The organism is Brachybacterium sp. 107, assembly GCF_052379725.1.
GTDB lineage: Bacteria > Actinomycetota > Actinomycetes > Actinomycetales > Dermabacteraceae > Brachybacterium.
The window spans coordinates 67771-84413 of the sequence record NZ_JBQSYW010000014.1 but is presented as its reverse complement, the minus strand read 5'-3'; the positions used below and the strand labels follow the sequence as shown (position 1 = coordinate 84413).

Annotated in this window: 15 protein-coding genes; 13 read left to right on the top strand and 2 right to left on the bottom strand. The window is 70.0% G+C overall.

Going from position 1 to position 16643, the window contains the following annotated elements:
- The first annotated feature begins 208 nt into the window (after positions 1-208).
- The 7 genes from ACT3UL_RS14500 to ACT3UL_RS14470 all read left to right on the top strand — a co-directional run bounded on the left by ACT3UL_RS14500 (position 209) and on the right by ACT3UL_RS14470 (position 6769).
- A complete protein-coding gene (locus ACT3UL_RS14500) occupies positions 209-1510 on the top strand; it encodes a sugar ABC transporter substrate-binding protein (protein WP_444578969.1) in 1302 nt (433 codons plus the stop codon).
- Positions 1511-1524: 14 nt separating this feature from the next.
- Complete coding sequence (locus ACT3UL_RS14495) at positions 1525-2484, top strand: carbohydrate ABC transporter permease (protein WP_444578967.1); 960 nt, start codon at positions 1525-1527, stop codon at positions 2482-2484.
- A 5-nt stretch (positions 2485-2489) separates the two neighbouring features.
- On the top strand, positions 2490-3365 hold the full coding sequence (locus tag ACT3UL_RS14490; protein WP_444578966.1) for a carbohydrate ABC transporter permease: 876 nt from the start codon (positions 2490-2492) through the stop codon (positions 3363-3365).
- Between the two features lie 92 nt (positions 3366-3457).
- Positions 3458-4264: a ThuA domain-containing protein gene (locus ACT3UL_RS14485; protein WP_444578964.1), complete on the top strand. Its 807-nt coding sequence runs from the start codon at positions 3458-3460 to the stop codon at positions 4262-4264.
- Positions 4261-5400 (top strand): Gfo/Idh/MocA family protein, encoded by a 1140-nt coding sequence (locus tag ACT3UL_RS14480; RefSeq protein ID WP_444578963.1) that lies wholly within the window; start codon positions 4261-4263, stop codon positions 5398-5400. The genes ACT3UL_RS14485 and ACT3UL_RS14480 overlap by 4 nt, the downstream gene beginning before the upstream one ends.
- A 30-nt stretch (positions 5401-5430) precedes the next feature.
- The gene (locus ACT3UL_RS14475) at positions 5431-6411 is read left to right on the top strand and encodes a LacI family DNA-binding transcriptional regulator (RefSeq protein ID WP_444578962.1); all 981 of its coding nucleotides are present in this window, start codon (positions 5431-5433) and stop codon (positions 6409-6411) included.
- Positions 6412-6526: 115 nt separating this feature from the next.
- Entirely contained in the window at positions 6527-6769 is a 243-nt protein-coding gene (locus tag ACT3UL_RS14470; RefSeq protein ID WP_444578961.1) for a hypothetical protein, read from the top strand.
- A 33-nt stretch (positions 6770-6802) separates the two neighbouring features.
- On the opposite strand, the gene ACT3UL_RS14465 is transcribed toward ACT3UL_RS14470, so the two are convergent.
- Positions 6803-7336: a hypothetical protein gene (locus ACT3UL_RS14465; RefSeq protein ID WP_444578960.1), complete on the bottom strand. Its 534-nt coding sequence runs from the start codon at positions 7334-7336 to the stop codon at positions 6803-6805.
- 239 nt (positions 7337-7575) lie between these two features.
- Between ACT3UL_RS14465 and ACT3UL_RS14460 the strand changes: the two genes are divergently transcribed.
- From ACT3UL_RS14460 to ACT3UL_RS14440, 5 genes are all read left to right on the top strand, one after another.
- Complete coding sequence (locus tag ACT3UL_RS14460) at positions 7576-8802, top strand: peroxidase-related enzyme (protein ID WP_444578958.1); 1227 nt, start codon at positions 7576-7578, stop codon at positions 8800-8802.
- A gap of 72 nt (positions 8803-8874) precedes the next feature.
- Positions 8875-9978: an ABC transporter substrate-binding protein gene (locus tag ACT3UL_RS14455; protein WP_444578957.1), complete on the top strand. Its 1104-nt coding sequence runs from the start codon at positions 8875-8877 to the stop codon at positions 9976-9978.
- Positions 9975-11072: a FecCD family ABC transporter permease gene (locus ACT3UL_RS14450; protein ID WP_444578955.1), complete on the top strand. Its 1098-nt coding sequence runs from the start codon at positions 9975-9977 to the stop codon at positions 11070-11072. The genes ACT3UL_RS14455 and ACT3UL_RS14450 overlap by 4 nt, the downstream gene beginning before the upstream one ends.
- Positions 11069-11890: an ABC transporter ATP-binding protein gene (locus ACT3UL_RS14445; RefSeq protein ID WP_444578953.1), complete on the top strand. Its 822-nt coding sequence runs from the start codon at positions 11069-11071 to the stop codon at positions 11888-11890. Before ACT3UL_RS14450 ends, ACT3UL_RS14445 begins: the two co-directional genes overlap by 4 nt.
- The gene (locus ACT3UL_RS14440) at positions 11887-13776 is read left to right on the top strand and encodes an FAD/NAD(P)-binding protein (RefSeq protein WP_444578951.1); all 1890 of its coding nucleotides are present in this window, start codon (positions 11887-11889) and stop codon (positions 13774-13776) included. The genes ACT3UL_RS14445 and ACT3UL_RS14440 overlap by 4 nt, the downstream gene beginning before the upstream one ends.
- On the opposite strand, the gene ACT3UL_RS14435 is transcribed toward ACT3UL_RS14440, so the two are convergent.
- Positions 13766-14497, bottom strand: a complete 732-nt coding sequence (locus ACT3UL_RS14435) for an MgtC/SapB family protein (protein WP_343926526.1) — start codon at positions 14495-14497, stop codon at positions 13766-13768. The genes ACT3UL_RS14440 and ACT3UL_RS14435 overlap by 11 nt on opposite strands.
- 313 nt (positions 14498-14810) lie before the next feature.
- Between ACT3UL_RS14435 and ACT3UL_RS14430 the strand changes: the two genes are divergently transcribed.
- Positions 14811-16637 (top strand): ABC transporter substrate-binding protein, encoded by a 1827-nt coding sequence (locus ACT3UL_RS14430; RefSeq protein ID WP_444578949.1) that lies wholly within the window; start codon positions 14811-14813, stop codon positions 16635-16637.
- Positions 16638-16643: the final 6 nt, after the last annotated feature.

The following is a 16643-nucleotide window of genomic DNA, read 5'->3' as shown; positions in this document are numbered from 1 at the left end:
ATACGAATCGACATGTTCTCTCCGTGGGCCTTGCGCCTCCCGGGAACGTGCGCCATGATGGCTCGACCTCGCCGCACGAGACCCGCACCACAGCCGATGTGTGGAGCGTGCGGATATCCCGACCGACAATCCGCCCGCCACTGACGGCGACCGCGCACCGGTATCGATTCGAATCGACAGCCGGGCGTCCCCAGGAAGCAGGACGACGATGCCCACGACACCGACGACATCGCTACGAGACATTCCCGGACAGGGAGCCTCCGACACCCTCTTTCCCGGAGTGGGGCGACAGCTGACCCGTCGATCTCTCGGACGGGGCGCGATCGCTGCCCCTGGCCTTCTGGCGCTGGCCGGCTGCGGCGGTTCCGAAGGGAACGGTGACCCGTCCGCGATCCGGATCGTGGACTACTACAACACCCCGGCCGACGACGTCGCGATCAACGGCACCTTCACGAAGTGCGCCGAGGAGCTGGGACTGACCTTCTCCCGGGAGCGGGTCCCCGGCGACCAGCTCATCGCCAGGGTGCTCCAGATGGGCTCCTCACGAACCCTTCCCGACCTGCTCATGCTCGACAACCCGAACGTCCAGCAGGTCGCAGATTCCGGGGCCCTGGCACCGCTGGAGCAGTACGGGATCAGCACCGAGGGCCTCACCCCGGCCGTCGCCGACCTGGGCATGTACGACGGGACGCTCTACGGGATCGCCCCCACCGTGAACACGATCGCCCTGTTCTACAACGTCGACATGCTCGAGGAGGCCGGCGTCGAGCCCCCGAGCACCTGGGACGAGCTGCGCACCGCAGCCGAGGCGCTGACCACCGAGGACCACTACGGCTTCGCCTTCTCCGCGATCGCGAGCTACGAGGGGACCTGGCAGTTCATGCCGTTCATGTGGTCCAACGGAGGAGACGAGACCGACCTCGACTCCGAGGGCGTGCTCGGCGCCGCCCAGCTCTGGTCAGATTTCGTGGCCGACGGGCTCACCTCGCGCTCGGTCGTGAACTGGGGACAGGGCGACGTCATGGACCAGTTCAAAGCGGGCAACGCCGCCATGGTCATCAACGGCCCCTGGAACATCGCCGGGCTCGAAGCAGACACCCCGGACCTGCACTGGGACGTGGTCACCATCCCCGTGCCGACCGCCGGCGCGGACTCCGTCGCGCCGCTGGGCGGGGAGGTCTGGACCGTCCCGATCACCGGCGACGAGGAGAAGCAGGCCAAGGCCGCCGAGCTCCTGAAGATGTTCGTCGCCCCGGAGAACCAGCTGTACATGGCCGGCGAGCGCTCCACGATCCCCGGAGACGTGGAGGCCGCGACGCAGTTCGCGAGCGAGAACCCGGACCTGGGCACTTTCGTCGACCAGGTCTCCACCGCCCGCTCCCGCACCGCGAAGCTCGGCCCGGACTGGCCGCGCACCGCGAAAGCGATCTACACCGCCAACCAGCGCGTCCTCGTGGACGACACCGACCCGGGAGAGGCCTACGACGAAGCCGCCCGGACCGTCAGCTGAGGCAGGGGAGAGACATGACCACCACCCAGAACCCTGTGGACCTGCAGGCGGCCACCGCGCCGACGGACGTATCCCGTCGTCGGACCCAGCGGCGCAACGACCTGCTGGTGCGCTACGCCTTCATCGCCCCGGCCGCGATCTACATGATCGCGTTCTTCGGCTACCCGATCCTCAAGAACGTCGTCATGAGCTTCCAGGCCTACGACTTCGCGACCTTCTTCAACGGCCATGCGCCGTTCGTCGGCCTGGACAACTACGCCGCGACCCTCAGCGATCCGATCTTCCTGCGCGCACTGGGCAACACCGGGCTGTTCACGATCGGGTCGATCATCGGCCAGTTCGTGATCGGCATGGGCCTGGCGCTCTACTTCCGCAAGCGGTTCCCGCTCTCGGGCTTCCTGCGCTCGCTGCTCCTGCTGCCGTGGCTGCTGCCGATGATCGTCTCGGCGGCCGTGTGGCGATGGATCCTCGAGCAGGACAACGGGGCGCTGAACGAGTTCCTCTCCGGCATCGGCCTGATCTCCGACCCCATCCCGTGGCTGAACAGCTCCGACACCGCTCTGATCGCCGTGATCATGGTGAACATCTGGCTGGGCATCCCGTTCAACGTGGTGCTGCTCTACAGCGGGCTGCAGTCCATCCCCGACGAGCTCTACGAGGCCGGCCAGCTCGACGGCGCCACCGGCTGGAAGTCCTTCTGGCACATCACGCTGCCGATGCTGCGCCCCGTGGTCTCCGTGGTGCTGCTGCTCGGGGTGATCTACACGATCAAGGTCCTGGACCTCATCATCGGCCTCACCGGCGGCGGTCCCGCCAACGCCACCCAGACCCTCGCCACGCGCAGCTACGAGATGAGCTTCATCGAGTTCGACTTCGGCCAGGGAGCCGCGCTGAGCAACATCCTGATCCTCATCGCCCTCGCCTTCAGCCTCGTCTACCTGCGTGCCAACGCCCGCGCCGCGAAGAACGGATGACCCCGATGAGCACCGCCACCACCGCACCCGCCACATCGATCGCACCCGTCCCCGTCCCCCGGCGCCGCACCAAGACGAAGAGCCGCTCCTGGCTGCACACCGTGATCGGCATCGTCCTGGTCGCGATCATGCTGTTCCCCGTCTACTGGATGCTCAACGCCTCGCTCGCGCCGGCGGGCAACAGCCTGAACACCCAGTGGCTGCCGCTGAACCCTGACTTCTCCGGCTACTCCCGGGCGATCGCCGACCAGGGCAAGAATCTCATCACCTCCCTGATCGTGGCGGTCGGCGCCTGCCTGCTCTCGATCGTGATCGCCGCGCCGTGCGCCTACGCGCTGGCGCAGTTCAAGATCAAGGGGACTGCCGTGCTCCTCTTCGTCGTGCTGATCAGCCAGATGATCCCCGGCATCGTGATCGCGAACGCCCTGTACACCGTGTACACCCCGCTGGGCCTGATCAACTCGATCCCCGGGCTGATCCTCGCCGACGCCTCCCAGGGCATCCCCTTCGCGATCCTCATCATGCGGGCCTACCTCGAGACCTTCCCGACCTCGATCGTCGAGGCCGCCCGCGTGGACGGCTGCGGCCACGTGCGGGCGTTCTGGTCGATCGTGCTGCCGGTCTCGAAGAACTCGCTGATCACCGCCGGGATCTTCTCGTTCCTCTTCGCCTGGAGCGACTTCCTGATGGCCCTGACGCTCACCACCGGCGAGTCCATCCGACCCGTCACCCTGGGCCTGTACACCTATATCGGCACCAACGACACGGACTGGAGCGCCGTGATGTCCACGGCGGTCCTCTCCTCCCTGCCCGCGGTGGTCCTCATGATCGTCGCCCAGAAGTACGTCGCCGCCGGGGCCACCGGCGGAGCCGTCAAGTGACCACCGTGCCCGCCCCTGATCCCTCCCTCGACCCCGAACCCTCCGTCGGACCGGCCCTCGCCGGCCCGTCCCTCTCCGAAAGGACCACTCTCATGACCAGCACCCCCGCCGCAGCCTCGCTGCGCGTCACCGTCTGGGGCGAGAACCGCCACGAGCAGCGCGACCAGCGCGTGCGCGACCACTATCCCGAGGGCATGCACGCCGCGATCCGCGACGGCATCGTCGAGAACCTCGGGGACGACGTCACCACTCACATCGCGCTGCTGGATGATCCCGAGCACGGGCTCACCGAGGAGGTCCTCGCCCGGACCGACGTGCTCACCTGGTGGGGTCACATGGCCCACGACGAGGTCTCCGACGAGGTCGCCGAGCGCGTCCAGAAGCACGTGCTCGCCGGCATGGGCCTGGTGGTGCTGCACTCCGGGCACTGGTCCAAGCCGTTCACCCGCCTGATGGGCACCACCTGCACGCTGCGCTGGCGCAACGAGGCCGACCGCGAGCTGGTGTGGACCGTGAACCCCAGCCATCCGATCGCCGAGGGCGTTCCCCACCCGATCGTCATCCCCGAGCAGGAGATGTACGGCGAGCACTTCGACATCCCCGTGCCCGACGAGCTGGTGTTCGTCTCATCCTTCAGTGGGGGAGAGGTGTTCCGTTCGGGCTGCACCTTCCGGCGCGGCAAGGGCAAGATCTTCTACTTCAGCCCCGGTGACCAGGACTACCCCGTCTATCAGCACACCGATGTGCGCCGCGTGATCGCCAACGGCGTGAGCTGGGCGCGCCCGGCCACGGGCGACCGCACGGTGCCCTTCCTGGACCGCTACGAGGCCGACTGGTTCCTCACCGGCTCCGGCGGCCAGGGCCTGGGCGACGCCGAGGCGGCGGGCAAGAGCGCATGAGCACCACCGCCTCGAACCCCACCGAACGGACCTCCGTGCCGGTCGTCGTGGTCGGCGCCGGCGGCATGGGCCGGGCGTGGATGGGCACCGTGCTCCGCAGCGCCGACGCCCTGCTCGTCGGCGTGGTCGACGTGATCGACGGCGCCGCCGCCCGGGCAGTCCAGGAGGTGGTCCCGGACGGCCGCCGCGACGGGATCATCACCGGCACCGATGCGGTCACCGTCGCCCGGGAGGCCGGCGCCGAGGCCGTCATCGACGTGACGATCCCCGCCGCCCACCACGCCGTCACGGCCGACGCGCTCCACGCCGGGTTCCCGGTGCTGGGCGAGAAGCCCTGCGCGGCGACCCTCGCCGAGGCCCTCTCCCTGGCGGGTCACGCCGAGGCGACGGGGAGGCTGTTCATGGTCTCCCAGTCCCGCCGCAACAACCCCCACCTGCACGAGACGAGGCGGCTCGCCGACGAGCTCGGCGGTGCCGGGATCGTGGACACCCGGTTCTACAAGGCGCCCCGCTTCGGCGGATTCCGGGACGAGATGGACCATCCCCTGATCGTCGACATGGCGATCCATGCCTTCGACGCCGGGAGGGTGCTGCTGGACGGCAACCCCGTCTCCGTCACCGCCAGCTCCTCCAACCCGCCCTGGAGCTGGTATGCGGGTGACGCGGCGGCGACCGTCGCGATCACGTACGACACCGGCGCGGTGCACACCTTCTCCGGCTCCTGGGCCGCTCCCGGCGCCGAGACCAGCTGGAACGGCGACTGGCTGCTCAGCTGCGCGACGGGCACCGTGAGCTGGGACGGGGAGACTCCTCCCACCGCCAGCCCCGAGGGAGGCGAGGAGTCCGCGGGTCGGGCCCCCGCCGCCGACGAGCTCTGGGAGCTCGACGCCTCCCTGGCGGGTTTCTGCGACGCCCTGCGCGGCGGGGACGTCCCCGCCTCCGAGGTGCACGGCAACGTGTGGACCCAGGCGATCGTCGAGGCCGCGGTGCGCGCCGCGGACACCGGAGCACGTGTGGAGCTCGCGGCGATCCTCGACGAAGCCCTTCAGAGCGCCCGCACCCTGGATATCGCCGACGGGCGCAGTCAGGCGCTGGCCGCATGGAAGACTGGGACATCTGGTCTGACCGCCGTGTGAGTGGTGGCCCGAAGGAAGGGTGGAGGCACGGTGAGGAAGAAAGCACCGACGAGCCAGGACGTCGCCCGGCTGGCAGGGGTCTCCCAGTCCACCGTGAGCTATGTGCTCACGGGATCCCGACCGATCTCCGACGCCACCCGGGCGCGGGTGGAGGACGCCATCGAGAAGCTCGGCTACCACCCCAACTCCGGGGCCCGCACCCTGCGTTCCCAGCGCAGCGGTGTGATCGGTCTGATGGTCCCGGAGGCGGAGTCCGATGACGGTGTGCTCATGGTGTTCATCGGCGCCATCGCCCGGGAGGCCCGTCGCTACGGCTACGACATCCTGCTGGTCACCGCCCAGGAAGGGGCGCAGGGCATCCGCCGCGTGGTGCGCACCGGCGTGTGCGAGGCGCTGATCCTCATGGAGCTGGGACGGCACGACGAACGGGTGGCCCCGGTGATCGACTCCGGGCTCCCCTTCGTGACCATCGGCAAGCCCGACGAGTTCCCTCAGGGATCCGTCGTGGATCTCGACTTCGAGATGCTGGGCGGGATGATCGTCGAGCGCGCTGTCGAGGAGCAGTGCGACCGGCTGCTGCTGTTCGGCGAGCCCGGGCGCAAGCGCTCTCGCAACGATGTCGCCCGCTTCCTCGCCGGGGTGGAGGATGCCGCCTCGGAGGAGGATCTCGAGGTGGTGCTGGACGCCGTCCCGCTGGCCGACGTGCCGGATCAGGCGCTGCGCATGACGCTGCCGAATCAGCGCACCGCCCTGTTCGGGATCACCGGGGTGCGCCAGGTGCTGTTCGCGATGGCGGCGACCGGCGCCCTCGTGGACGATTCCCGGTTGTTCATCGCCCTCAGCGGGGAGGATCTCGTGGACGTCAGCCCGCTGCTCGCCTCGGTCCCGCAGGTCGACCCGCGGCGGGTCGAGATCAGCGAGCTCGCCGTCACGGAGCTCGTGCGGCTGCTGCAGGTCGAGGGCGCCGCGCCTCGTGTCACCCTCGTCGAGCCCCGCTGGCTCGAGGGCTGACCACGGGCCGTCACCTTCGGGGTGTTCCTCTCAGGACGGCTCGAGTCCCGCTTCGTGCTCCCGTACATCGGCACCCAGATCGTGGGTGGCCTGATCGCCGCGGGTCGCCCTGTTCGTGATCGCCAGTGGCCAGGCGGATTTCGCGATCGACCTCTCCGCCGCCGGCTCCTTCGCCACCAACGGGCACGGGGATCACTCGCCCGGCGGGTACAGCCTGCTCTCGGCGCTGTTCATCGAGGTGATCCTGACTGCGGTGTTTCTCTGGGGGATCCTTGGAGCGACCGACGGCCGCGCCCCGGTCGGCTTCGCGCCGATCGCCGGGCTCAGCTGTACATTCCTCTTCGCCGCGAAGAGCTGACCACCTCGTGCGCACGACAGGCCTCGCTGCTGGCTATGGCCGCTGCAGGCTCCGATCGAGCCTCAGCACGATCGTGCGGACCACGCCGTCGGGATCGATCGTGAGGGCGACGCTCGCTGCACCGTTGCCCCAGGTTCCCTCCCGGGGAAGCGGCTCGTAGCCCTCCTCCGTGAGCGGGGGAGCGGTGACCGTGTCCCGATCGATCGACACGATCCACTCCTCGATCCGTTCCTCGGCCGCGCCGCCGTCCTCATACGACGTGGCCGGGTGGTCAGTGCGGGCCATGGACGCGGAGAGCCTGCCGCACCCGATGTGCGCAGAGGTGCCCAGCAGAGTCAGGGAACTGAGACGGAAGTCCGTGGTGACCTCGGGAGAGATCCAGAAGAGCAGCTCCCCGAGATCGACGGACAGGCTGTGGTCCTGAGGCTCGGAGGCGCTCTCGGTCACCTCGACGGTGAGCTGGCCGTGGCCGCCTCCATCGACCTCGTCCTGGGGCATCGAGGCATCTGCCGAGGGATCTCCCGAATCGACCGAGAACCTGGCGGCGAGGGGTGGCGGCGATGGCATGGGACGACTCTAGAGGTGACGGAGTGCGAACGGGCGCCGACGAGGCATTCCGCTGTGAGCGTGCAGCGATGCGGGCCTGATTCCGGAGACCGGCACCGTTCGGCCCGGACTCCCTGCAGATCAGCGCACCACAGCAGCAGAAGCCCAGGCCGCAGGTGACTGACCGGTCACCGGACGGGTGACCACTGACACCTCACCCTTCCGCAAAGGTGATCTTGGGTCGTGCATAAGATGTCCTCATGTCCGACGTGATGATGTCCCTCGACGCCCATCAGATCCTCACCGCTGTCCTCACGGATGCCCCGGAAGATCGTGAGGCGCTCACGGTTTTGCGACCCGAGGTCCTCGCCCACACCCGGGAGGCCTACGACGCGCTGTACCGCAGCGAGCAGCCTCTTCCCGCTTCCGTGCTGCACGCCCTGGCCGCCGTCACCGCGGACTGGCAGGGCAGCGGCCCACTCGCCCAGTGGCACCGTGCCCAGGGCGCCGACGCACAGCTCACCGCCGCCGATCCGGTCGCCACCGACCTCCGGGGTCCGAGCGGCGCGACCCTCGATGCCGCGACGCTCAACGCCCTGCGGGATCACGTCGACCTGCTGTCGATCTCTCCGGCGCTGACCACCCGCGCCGACCAGCAGCGACTGCTCGACGCCGGTGTCGGCTCGTCGGTCGCCGTGCTCATCAGTCAGCTCGTCTCCTTCGAGAGCTACCTCCAGCGCCTGGTCGCCGGCCTCGCCGCGCTCCGTGGCCTCGAGGTCCCGTCGGCCGACGCCCCCGTGCGCCTCCCGCGCACCCACGGCCGCACCGCCGAGCACGGCGGGACCACTGTCACCGGCCGCACCCGCCCGTCGGCCTTCACCCGCGAGCAGCTGCAGTGGGAGCCCTGGGTGGCGGTGCCCGCCGAGGACGAGCTGACCGAGCTCCAGCGCGACTCCTTCGCCTCCAAGGCCAGCACCAACAGCGTCTACTTCCGGATGCTCTCCCAGACCCCCGGCATCACGAAGGCCCGCAGCGCCCTGGACAATGCGATCTTCCTGCCGCGGGATGGCGCGCCCAAGGCCGAGCGCGAGCTCGCCGCCGCCGTGACCAGCAAGGTCAACGACTGCATCTACTGCGCCTCCGTCCACGCGAGGAAGTCCGCCGGCTTCTCCAAGCGCCCGGAGGACGTCGACGCCCTGCTCGCCGCCGCCCTCGATCGCGACGCGAACTGGATCTCCACGGACCTCGACCCGCTGGTCGCCGAGCAGGACGAGCGCTGGAGCGCGGTGGTCACCGCGGCCGCCGAGCTCTCCCGTCCGCGCGCCCACGTCACCGCTGAGGCGATCCACGCGCTGCGCCGCCTGGAGCTCACCGACCCCCAGATCGCCGATGTGCTCACCGCCGCCGCCTTCTTCGCCTGGGCGAACCGCCTCATGCTCAGCCTCGGGGAGCCTTCGCTGCCCGACGCCGAGCAGGCCGCCGCCTGACCCCGCCGCACCCCTCCCCGTCCTCCCGCCGCACCCCTCCCCGTCCTCCCGCCGACCCCTCGAGGAACCCCCATGACCCCCACGCGTTCAACCCACTCCACGGGCCGCGCACTTCGCCGTCGCACCCTGCTCGGCGCCGCTGTCGCCACCCTGCCCGTCCTCGGCCTCGCCGCCTGCGGCGAGGTCACCGTGGAGGGGGAGTCCGCCGTGAGCGACGAGGACACGTCGATCACCATCACCGATGACCAGGACCGAGAGGTCGTGCTGCCCGGCCCCGCGCGGAAGGCCGTGGTGCTGAACAGCTACACCAACGAGTTCGTTCGCGCCATCGGCGCGGGCGACAGGGTGGTGGGCGTGGACCGTGCCTCGCTGGACCGCCTGCCCTACCTGCCGCTCGAGGAGAGCCAGGTCATCGCCGAGGGATTGGACCAGCTCAACTACGAGGCGATCGCGAAGCTCTCGCCGGACGTCGTGATCCTGCCCCGCAACGCCGTCTGGCAGGAGGCCGCCGAGCAGCTCGAACCCTTCGGCATCCCGCTGGTCGTCGCGACCGCCTGGGACACCGAGGTCGTCGACGCCACCATCACCCTGCTCGGCCAGGTTTTCGGGGCCGACGACGCAGCTCGGACCGTGCTGTCCTTCAAGGACGAGATCTCGGGCCTGCTCACCGAGCGCCTCGCGGACGTCGAGCCCGTCCCGGTCTACTTCGAGACCGTCGAGCCGTACCTCACCACCCTGCCCGGCTCCGGCTTCCACGCCATGATCCTCGCCGGCGGCGGCAGCAACATCTTCGACGACGCCTCCGGCAGCGACGCCCAGGAGGAGCTGACCGTCGACCCCAGCGAGGTCGTGCTGCGCGACCCCGAGTTCGTGATCCATGAGTTCGAGCCCTCCGCCGAGCCCGTGGACCGCTTCGAGGACCTCCGCGCCGATCTCGCCGCCCGCCCCGGCTGGAGCGGGATGACCGCCCTCGCCGAGGGGAACGTCGCGATCGCCAACGGCTGGGCCACCAGCGCGCTGGGCAAGTCCATCGGCGCCCTCTACCTCGGCGTCTGGCTGCACCCCCAGGAGATGGCCGACGTGGACCCCGATGAGTACCTCACCCGCTGGGTCACCGAGTTCCAGGACACCGAGCTCTCCGACCCGGCCGACTACGTGCAGGGGCCGCAGTCATGACCACGACCCTCGCGACGAAGCCCGCTCCGGCTCCCGCCGCTGCGGCGGCATCGGCCCCCGCCCGCCGCCATGAGCTGCGCAAGCGCCTGGTCATCGCTGCCGGCCTCGTGGTCTCCGTGCTCGCCCTGATCACCTCGGTGACCATCGGCACCGCCGGTGTGGGCTTCACCGACGTGGTCCGCTCGATCCAGGTGAGCATCGTCGGCGGCACCATCAGCGCCGATTTCGCGTCCTCCTACGCGGTGATCACCCAGCTGCGTCTGCCGCGGGTGCTGCTCGCCTTCACCGCCGGCGCCGCGCTGTCCGTCTCCGGCGTGCTCATGCAGGGGCTGCTGCGCAATCCCCTGGTCAGCCCTTTCACCCTGGGCGTCTCCCCGGCGGCGGCCTTCGGTGCCGCCCTCGTGATCACCCTCGCCGGCACCAACCAGCTCCCGGCCTGGGCCACGATCGCCGGCGCGATGGTCATGTCGCTCATGGTCTCCGCGCTCGTGCTCGGCATCGCGACCGCCCGCCGCATGGCCGTCGCCACGCTGCTGCTGCTCGGCATCGCCATGACCCAGATCTTCGAGGCCCTCACCTCGGCGCTGCAGTTCACCGCGAACGAGAACACCCTGCAGGCGATCATCCGCTGGACCTTCGGGTCGGTGAACGACGCCAGCTGGCAGGACGTGCTCATCGTCGGCGCCGTCACCGTGCTCGCCCTCCCGCTGACGATGTGGTTCTCCAAGGACCTCAACGCGATCGCCTTCGCGGGCGACGACGCCGCCCGCAGCTTCGGCGTGAACGTGGGCCCGCTGCGCGTGGGCCTGATCGCCCTGTCGGTCACGCTCGCCGCGATCGTGGTCAGCTTCTGCGGGATCATCGGCTTCGTGGGCCTCGTCGGCCCGCACATCGCACGCCTCGCCATCGGTGCCGACCACCGTCACCTGCTGCCCTTCGCGGCACTCTCCGGCGGGCTGCTCCTGCTGGTCGCCGACGCCGTGGGGCGTACGGTGATCGCTCCCGCCGTCGTGCCCGTCGGCATCGTGGTCGCCTTCATCGGCGGCCCCGTGTTCATCTATCTCATCCTCACGCGAAGGAACACCCTGAAGTGAGCCTCTCCGTCGACCACCTCTCCTTCGCCTACGGCAAGCGCAGGATCCTCGAGGACATCTCCTTCGAGGTCGCACCGGGAGCGTTCTGCGCCCTGCTGGGCCCCAACGGCTCCGGGAAGTCAACGCTGGTCAAGGCCATCGCCGGGGTGCACCGGGCGAAGGCCGGCCGAGTCACCGTCGAGGGCCGGGACACCTCCTCGCTCGGTCGCCGTGAGCTCGCCAAGGTCGTCGGCTACGTGCCGCAGGCCGGCGACGCCCCCTTCGACCTCACCGTGCGCGAGGCCGTGATGCTGGGCCGCACCCCGCACTTCGGGATCGCCCCGCGCCAGGAGGACCGGGCGACGGTCGAGGACGCGATCGTGCGCATGGGTCTGATGGACCTCGCCGAGCGCAGCATGTCCGAGCTCTCCGGCGGTCAGGCCCAGCGCGCGCTGATCGCTCGGGCGCTGGCCCAGGAGACCCGCGTGCTGCTGCTGGACGAGCCCACCAGCGCCCTCGACCTGCGCTACCAGATCGAGACCCTGCAGCTGGTCCGCCAGATCACCCGCGAGGAGGGCATCAGCGCCCTGATCGCCATCCACGACCTCAACCACGCCGCCCGCTACTGCGACCAGGTGATCGTGCTGCACGACGGGCGCATCACCGCCGACGGCAGCCCCGCGAGCGCCCTGCAGGCGCAGACCCTGCGCACCGTCTACGAGGTGGACGTCGAGGTCGGCATCAGCGACGGCACGGTCGAGGTGCGGCCCCGGGTGGACGAGCACGGTGTAACCCGCACCGGCTCCCGGCTCGACGAGCTCGTCGCCGACGCCCGATGAGCACCCTCGACGCGATCATCGTCGGCGGCGGACCGCGCGGCGTCGCGACCGTGCTGCGCGCCGCAGCCCGCGCGGAGGCCGACGGCGCGCCGCCCGCTCGCCTGGCCGTCATCGACGCGACGTCCGTGGGCGCCGGCGCCACCTGGCGGATCGACCAGCCCGGTGAGTACCTCAACAACACGCAGGCCGACGCGACCACCATCCATCCCGACGACTGCACCCCGATGAGCGGCCCGGCCGCCCCCGGTCCGGACCTCGTGCAGTGGGCCCGCACCGTCACCGCCTCCGGTGGCCATCCGCAGGGATCCTGGGTGCTCGAGGAGGCCCGCACCCTGGTCGGGGCGAGCTTCCCGACCCGCCGGCTGCAGGGCGTCTACTTCCGCGATCAGCTCGACGCCGCGATCGCCGCCGGGCACGTCGAGGTCCAGGAGATCCACGGACTCGTCGTGGACCTCGCGCGCGACGGGCAGGAGACCGTGGTGGTGCTGGCCGACGGCCGCCGTCTCGCCGCCCCCACCGTGGTCCTCGCCCAGGGGATGGTCCAGGCGCGTCGCGACCCAGAGGTCACCGCCTTGATCGAGGCGGCCGACCGCCACGGCCTGCGCTGCGCAGAACCCGGCATGCCCGCCGAGCGCCGCTACACGGGACTGCCCGCCGGGGAGACCGTGCTGGTGCGCGGCCTCGGAGCGAACTTCTTCGACGTGATCGGACAGCTGGTCGACGACTGGGGCGGCGCCGCGCGGCGCATCCCCGGCGATCCGACCGGCCGCCTGCGCTATGCACCCAGCGGACGCGAGCCCCGCCTCGTCGTCGGCTCCCGCCGCGGTGTGCCCTACCGGTCCAAGCCCGACGGCGGCCGCTCCGTGCGACCCTTCACCGCCCGCTGGGCCACCCGTGCATGGTTCGGCGAGCTGGCAGAACGCTCCGACGTTGACTTCGCCGCCGAGGTGTGGCCCGTGCTCTGCCGGGAGTTCGCGCGCGCCTACCTCGACGCCCTCACGGACCACGTGCCCGGCGCCGTGCGCGGAGGCTGGCTGCCCGCCCTCGACGCCTCAACCACGCAGGACGCGGTCGACGCAGTGCTCAGCGCGGCGATCACCGACCCCCGCTGGACCTGGACGCTCGACGAGCTGCACCGCCCCACCCACGGCCGGCCCGTCACCGGCGAGGCCTGGGACGCCCTGGTCGCCCGCCTGATCGAGGACGAGCTCGGCTCGCTCTCCGACCCCGCCCACCACCCCCGCGCTGCGGTCAACGGGGCGATGGGCGCCCTGCGCCGGCACGTCGGCCGTCTCACCGGGCTCGGCGCCTTCCACGGCGAGTCCCTGGCCCGGGATGTGCTGGGCTGGTTCGACGGCGACTCCCTCGCGCTCGCCTCGGGTCCTCCTGCGGACCGGGTCCGCCTGGTCCTCGCCCTGATCGAGGCCGGGGTGATCGAGCTGCTGGGGCCCGAGCTGAGCATCGGGGTCGACGAGACCCGCGGCCGGTTCTTCGGCCGGTCGGCGATCACCGGCCGCTCCGCGTCCTCACGCGTGCTGCTGGAGACACGGATGTCCAAGGGACGGATCCCGCAGACCGACGACCCGCTGCTGCGGGAGCTGCTCCGCACCGGGCGCGCCCGCATCCACACCGTCGACGGTGTCCCCACCCAGAGCCTCGAGGCCACACGGGCGGACGCCGCGGAGTCCGCCCGCGGAGGGCACAACCTGGTCGCCGCCGATGGCACCGAGGATCCCGCCGTGATCGTGCTCGGCATCCCCGCTGCGAGCACCCAGCCCGGCAGCGCTATCGGGGCCAGCCCGGGCGTGCCGTCACCCCTGCTCGCCGGCGCCGACGTGGCCGCGCGGCAGATCATGGCCCGTCGACGGGTCGCCCTCAGGAACTGACATCCTCGTCGTCGGCGTCCTCGCCGCTGGTGCGCAGCATGACCCGGTCCACGCCGTCGAGCTCCATGAACTGGGGGATCAGGTCGCGCACCGGGGGCCTGCCGTGGAACCGGACGTCCATCACCACGAATCGATGACCGTCCCGCTCGGTGCGGCGGCTGTGCTCGATCGAGCTGGTGAACCCCATCGCGGTCGCGAGAGCGAGCAGGTCCCGCAGCACGCCGGCGCCGTCGGCGTAGGTGATCCGCAGCAGGCGCTTCGCATCGGGGGAGGGGAGCCGGCGCAGCAGCGGTGCGACCACGAACAGCGTCAGCAGGTGCAGCGCCGTGAGCAGCACGGCCAGCGACAGCATGCCGGCTCCGCAGGCCATGCCCACGGCGGCGGCGACCCAGATCGTGGCGGCCGTGGTCAGCCCCCGCACCACATTGCGTCCTTTGAAGATGACGCCCGCGCCGAGGAAGCCGATGCCGGAGACGATCTGTGCGGCGATGCGCGACGGGTCCAGTCGCACGTCGTCCCCGAGCACGGCGGCGAAGCCGTAGACCGAGACCAGGGTGAAGGCGCACGAGCCGAGGCCGACGAGCACGTGGGTGCGGAAGCCGGCGGCCTTCTGCCGGAACTGGCGCTCGAGCCCGATCAGCGAGCACAGCACGAAGGCGACGAGGAGCAGCTGGCTCTCCACGAGCGACGTGCTCGTGATCGCGCCGACCAAGGGATCCATGCGGGCGCCTGCCTCCGTCGTTCCTGTCGTGGCTCTGGCCTGCACCGGGGATCCGCGCAGGCGGTCGTGCCGATGCCAAGTTAGCAGAATCACGCCCGGGCGCCGGGAGGCCGGGAGGGCCGGTCGACAACGGGGCAGGCCAGAGCCTCTTTGTCACCTCAACGTTTTACGCCGTGAAGCTCGCCACAATCGTTATCGGACCGTAACGCCTACCAGTGGATGTTTTCTGGCGGGGGAGGGTTCAATCAGTGTCATGGATCACTGATGATCCGACGCTCCAATGGGGGAGCGCGAACAGAGAGGCAGGTCTGCCATGACCGAACTTGGATCCCGTCGACTCCCCGGCGGAACATCCCGCCGCCGCTTCATGGCGGGTACCGGTGCCCTCGGCGGCGCCGCGGCACTGGCCGCCTGCGGCGGTGCGACCGGTGGTGGAGGCAAGAGCGGCGGTGGCGGCGGCGAGGAGCTCGTCGGCGTCGGCAACAACGGCAAGGCCGGGAAGGGGCGCAGCGGCGACGGCGCCGACCAGCTCTTCATCGCCGGCTTCCAGTGGAGCCCGCCCACCAACTTCAACACCTTCGCGGCCGCCCCGGCGTGGCCGGCCTCCAACAACGTCGCCCAGTACGTCTACGAGACCCTGCTGCGCTTCGACATCGTCTCCGGCGAGCTCCTCGCGGGCCTCGCCGCCAAGCACGAGGTCTCCGGGAACGAGTCCATCACCCTGACCCTCCAGGACGGCATCACCTGGCACGACGGCTCTGAGTTCACGGCGGACGACGTGCTCTACACCTTCGAGCTGGGCAAGATCGACGAGGGTCTCGGCGTCGCGTCGTTCTGGACCGAGGTCGACGAGATGACCGCGGACGGCAACACCATCAGCATCGCGATCAACAAGGAGCGCAAGAACGTCGGCTCCGTGCTGACCTCGCTCGCCCAGCAGTTCATCGTGCCCAAGGCCGTGTTCGAGAAGGTCGCGAAGGAGACCGGGAACAAGATCGCCTCCTGGGAGACCGACACCGCGATCGGCACCGGTCCCTTCAGCCTCGAGCTCGCGGACCAGACCCAGATCATCCTCGCGCGCAACGAGGACTACTGGGGCAAGGACTTCTACGAGGGCCTGCCGGCGATGACGAAGATCATCCACCCGATCTTCAAGTCCAACGAGGACGGCAACCTCAAGTTCCAGAACGGCGAGCTCGATGTCATGCAGCAGTTCGTGCCGCAGATCTGGAAGATGTGGGAGGCGGACAAGCCTGTGGGCACGTACCTGCAGGACAAGCCGTACTTCTCGCCCGGCTCCATGCCGATGTTCATGATCAACACCACCAAGCCCGGGCTCGATGACGTCGAGGTCCGCAAGGCCCTCGCCCACGCCGTGGACTACGCCTCGATCGCCGAGACCGCCATGTCCGGCTACTCCTCCCAGGTGCTCGCCTCGCTCGTCGTCCCGGACGGCGCCGAGGACGCCTGGCTGGATCGGGACAAGGCCAAGGCCGATGGCTGGACCTTCGACGCCGCGAAGGCCGAGGAGATCCTCCAGGGCGCCGGCTATGCCAAGGGCGACGACGGCTTCTACGCCAAGGACGGCGTGAAGCTCGGTCCCTGGAAGCTCATCACCCCGCAGGGCTGGACGGACTGGAACGCGGCGCTCGAGATCGTGGCCAAGAACTTCCAGGCCATCGGTGTCGATGCCGCGACCAACTTCCCGCAGCAGGCCCAGACCTCGACCGCCTTCCAGAACGGCGACTTCGACATGGGCTGCTGGTCGGTGGCCGGCACGAACCCTGCCGCCCCGTGGCAGCGTTTCAGCGACGTCATGAGCAACGTCGACATGGCACCGCTGGGTCAGACCGCCTACCGCAACTTCGGTCGCTGGGAGAACGACAAGGTCAACGACCTCCTCGAGACGGCTGCCGCCGCACCCGACGACGCCTCCAAGAAGGACGCGATCACCGCGCTCGACGATCTGTACCGTGCGGAGGTCCCTGCCTTCCCGCTCATGTACCGCCCTGATGAGTTCTTCGAGTTCAACGCCTCGAACTGGTCGAACTGGCCCACCGAGGACAACGACTACGCCCCGCCGATGTTCCGCGGCGCCGGCAACGAGTGGATCTTCCAGCTCAAGAAGATCGGCGGCTGAGGGAAC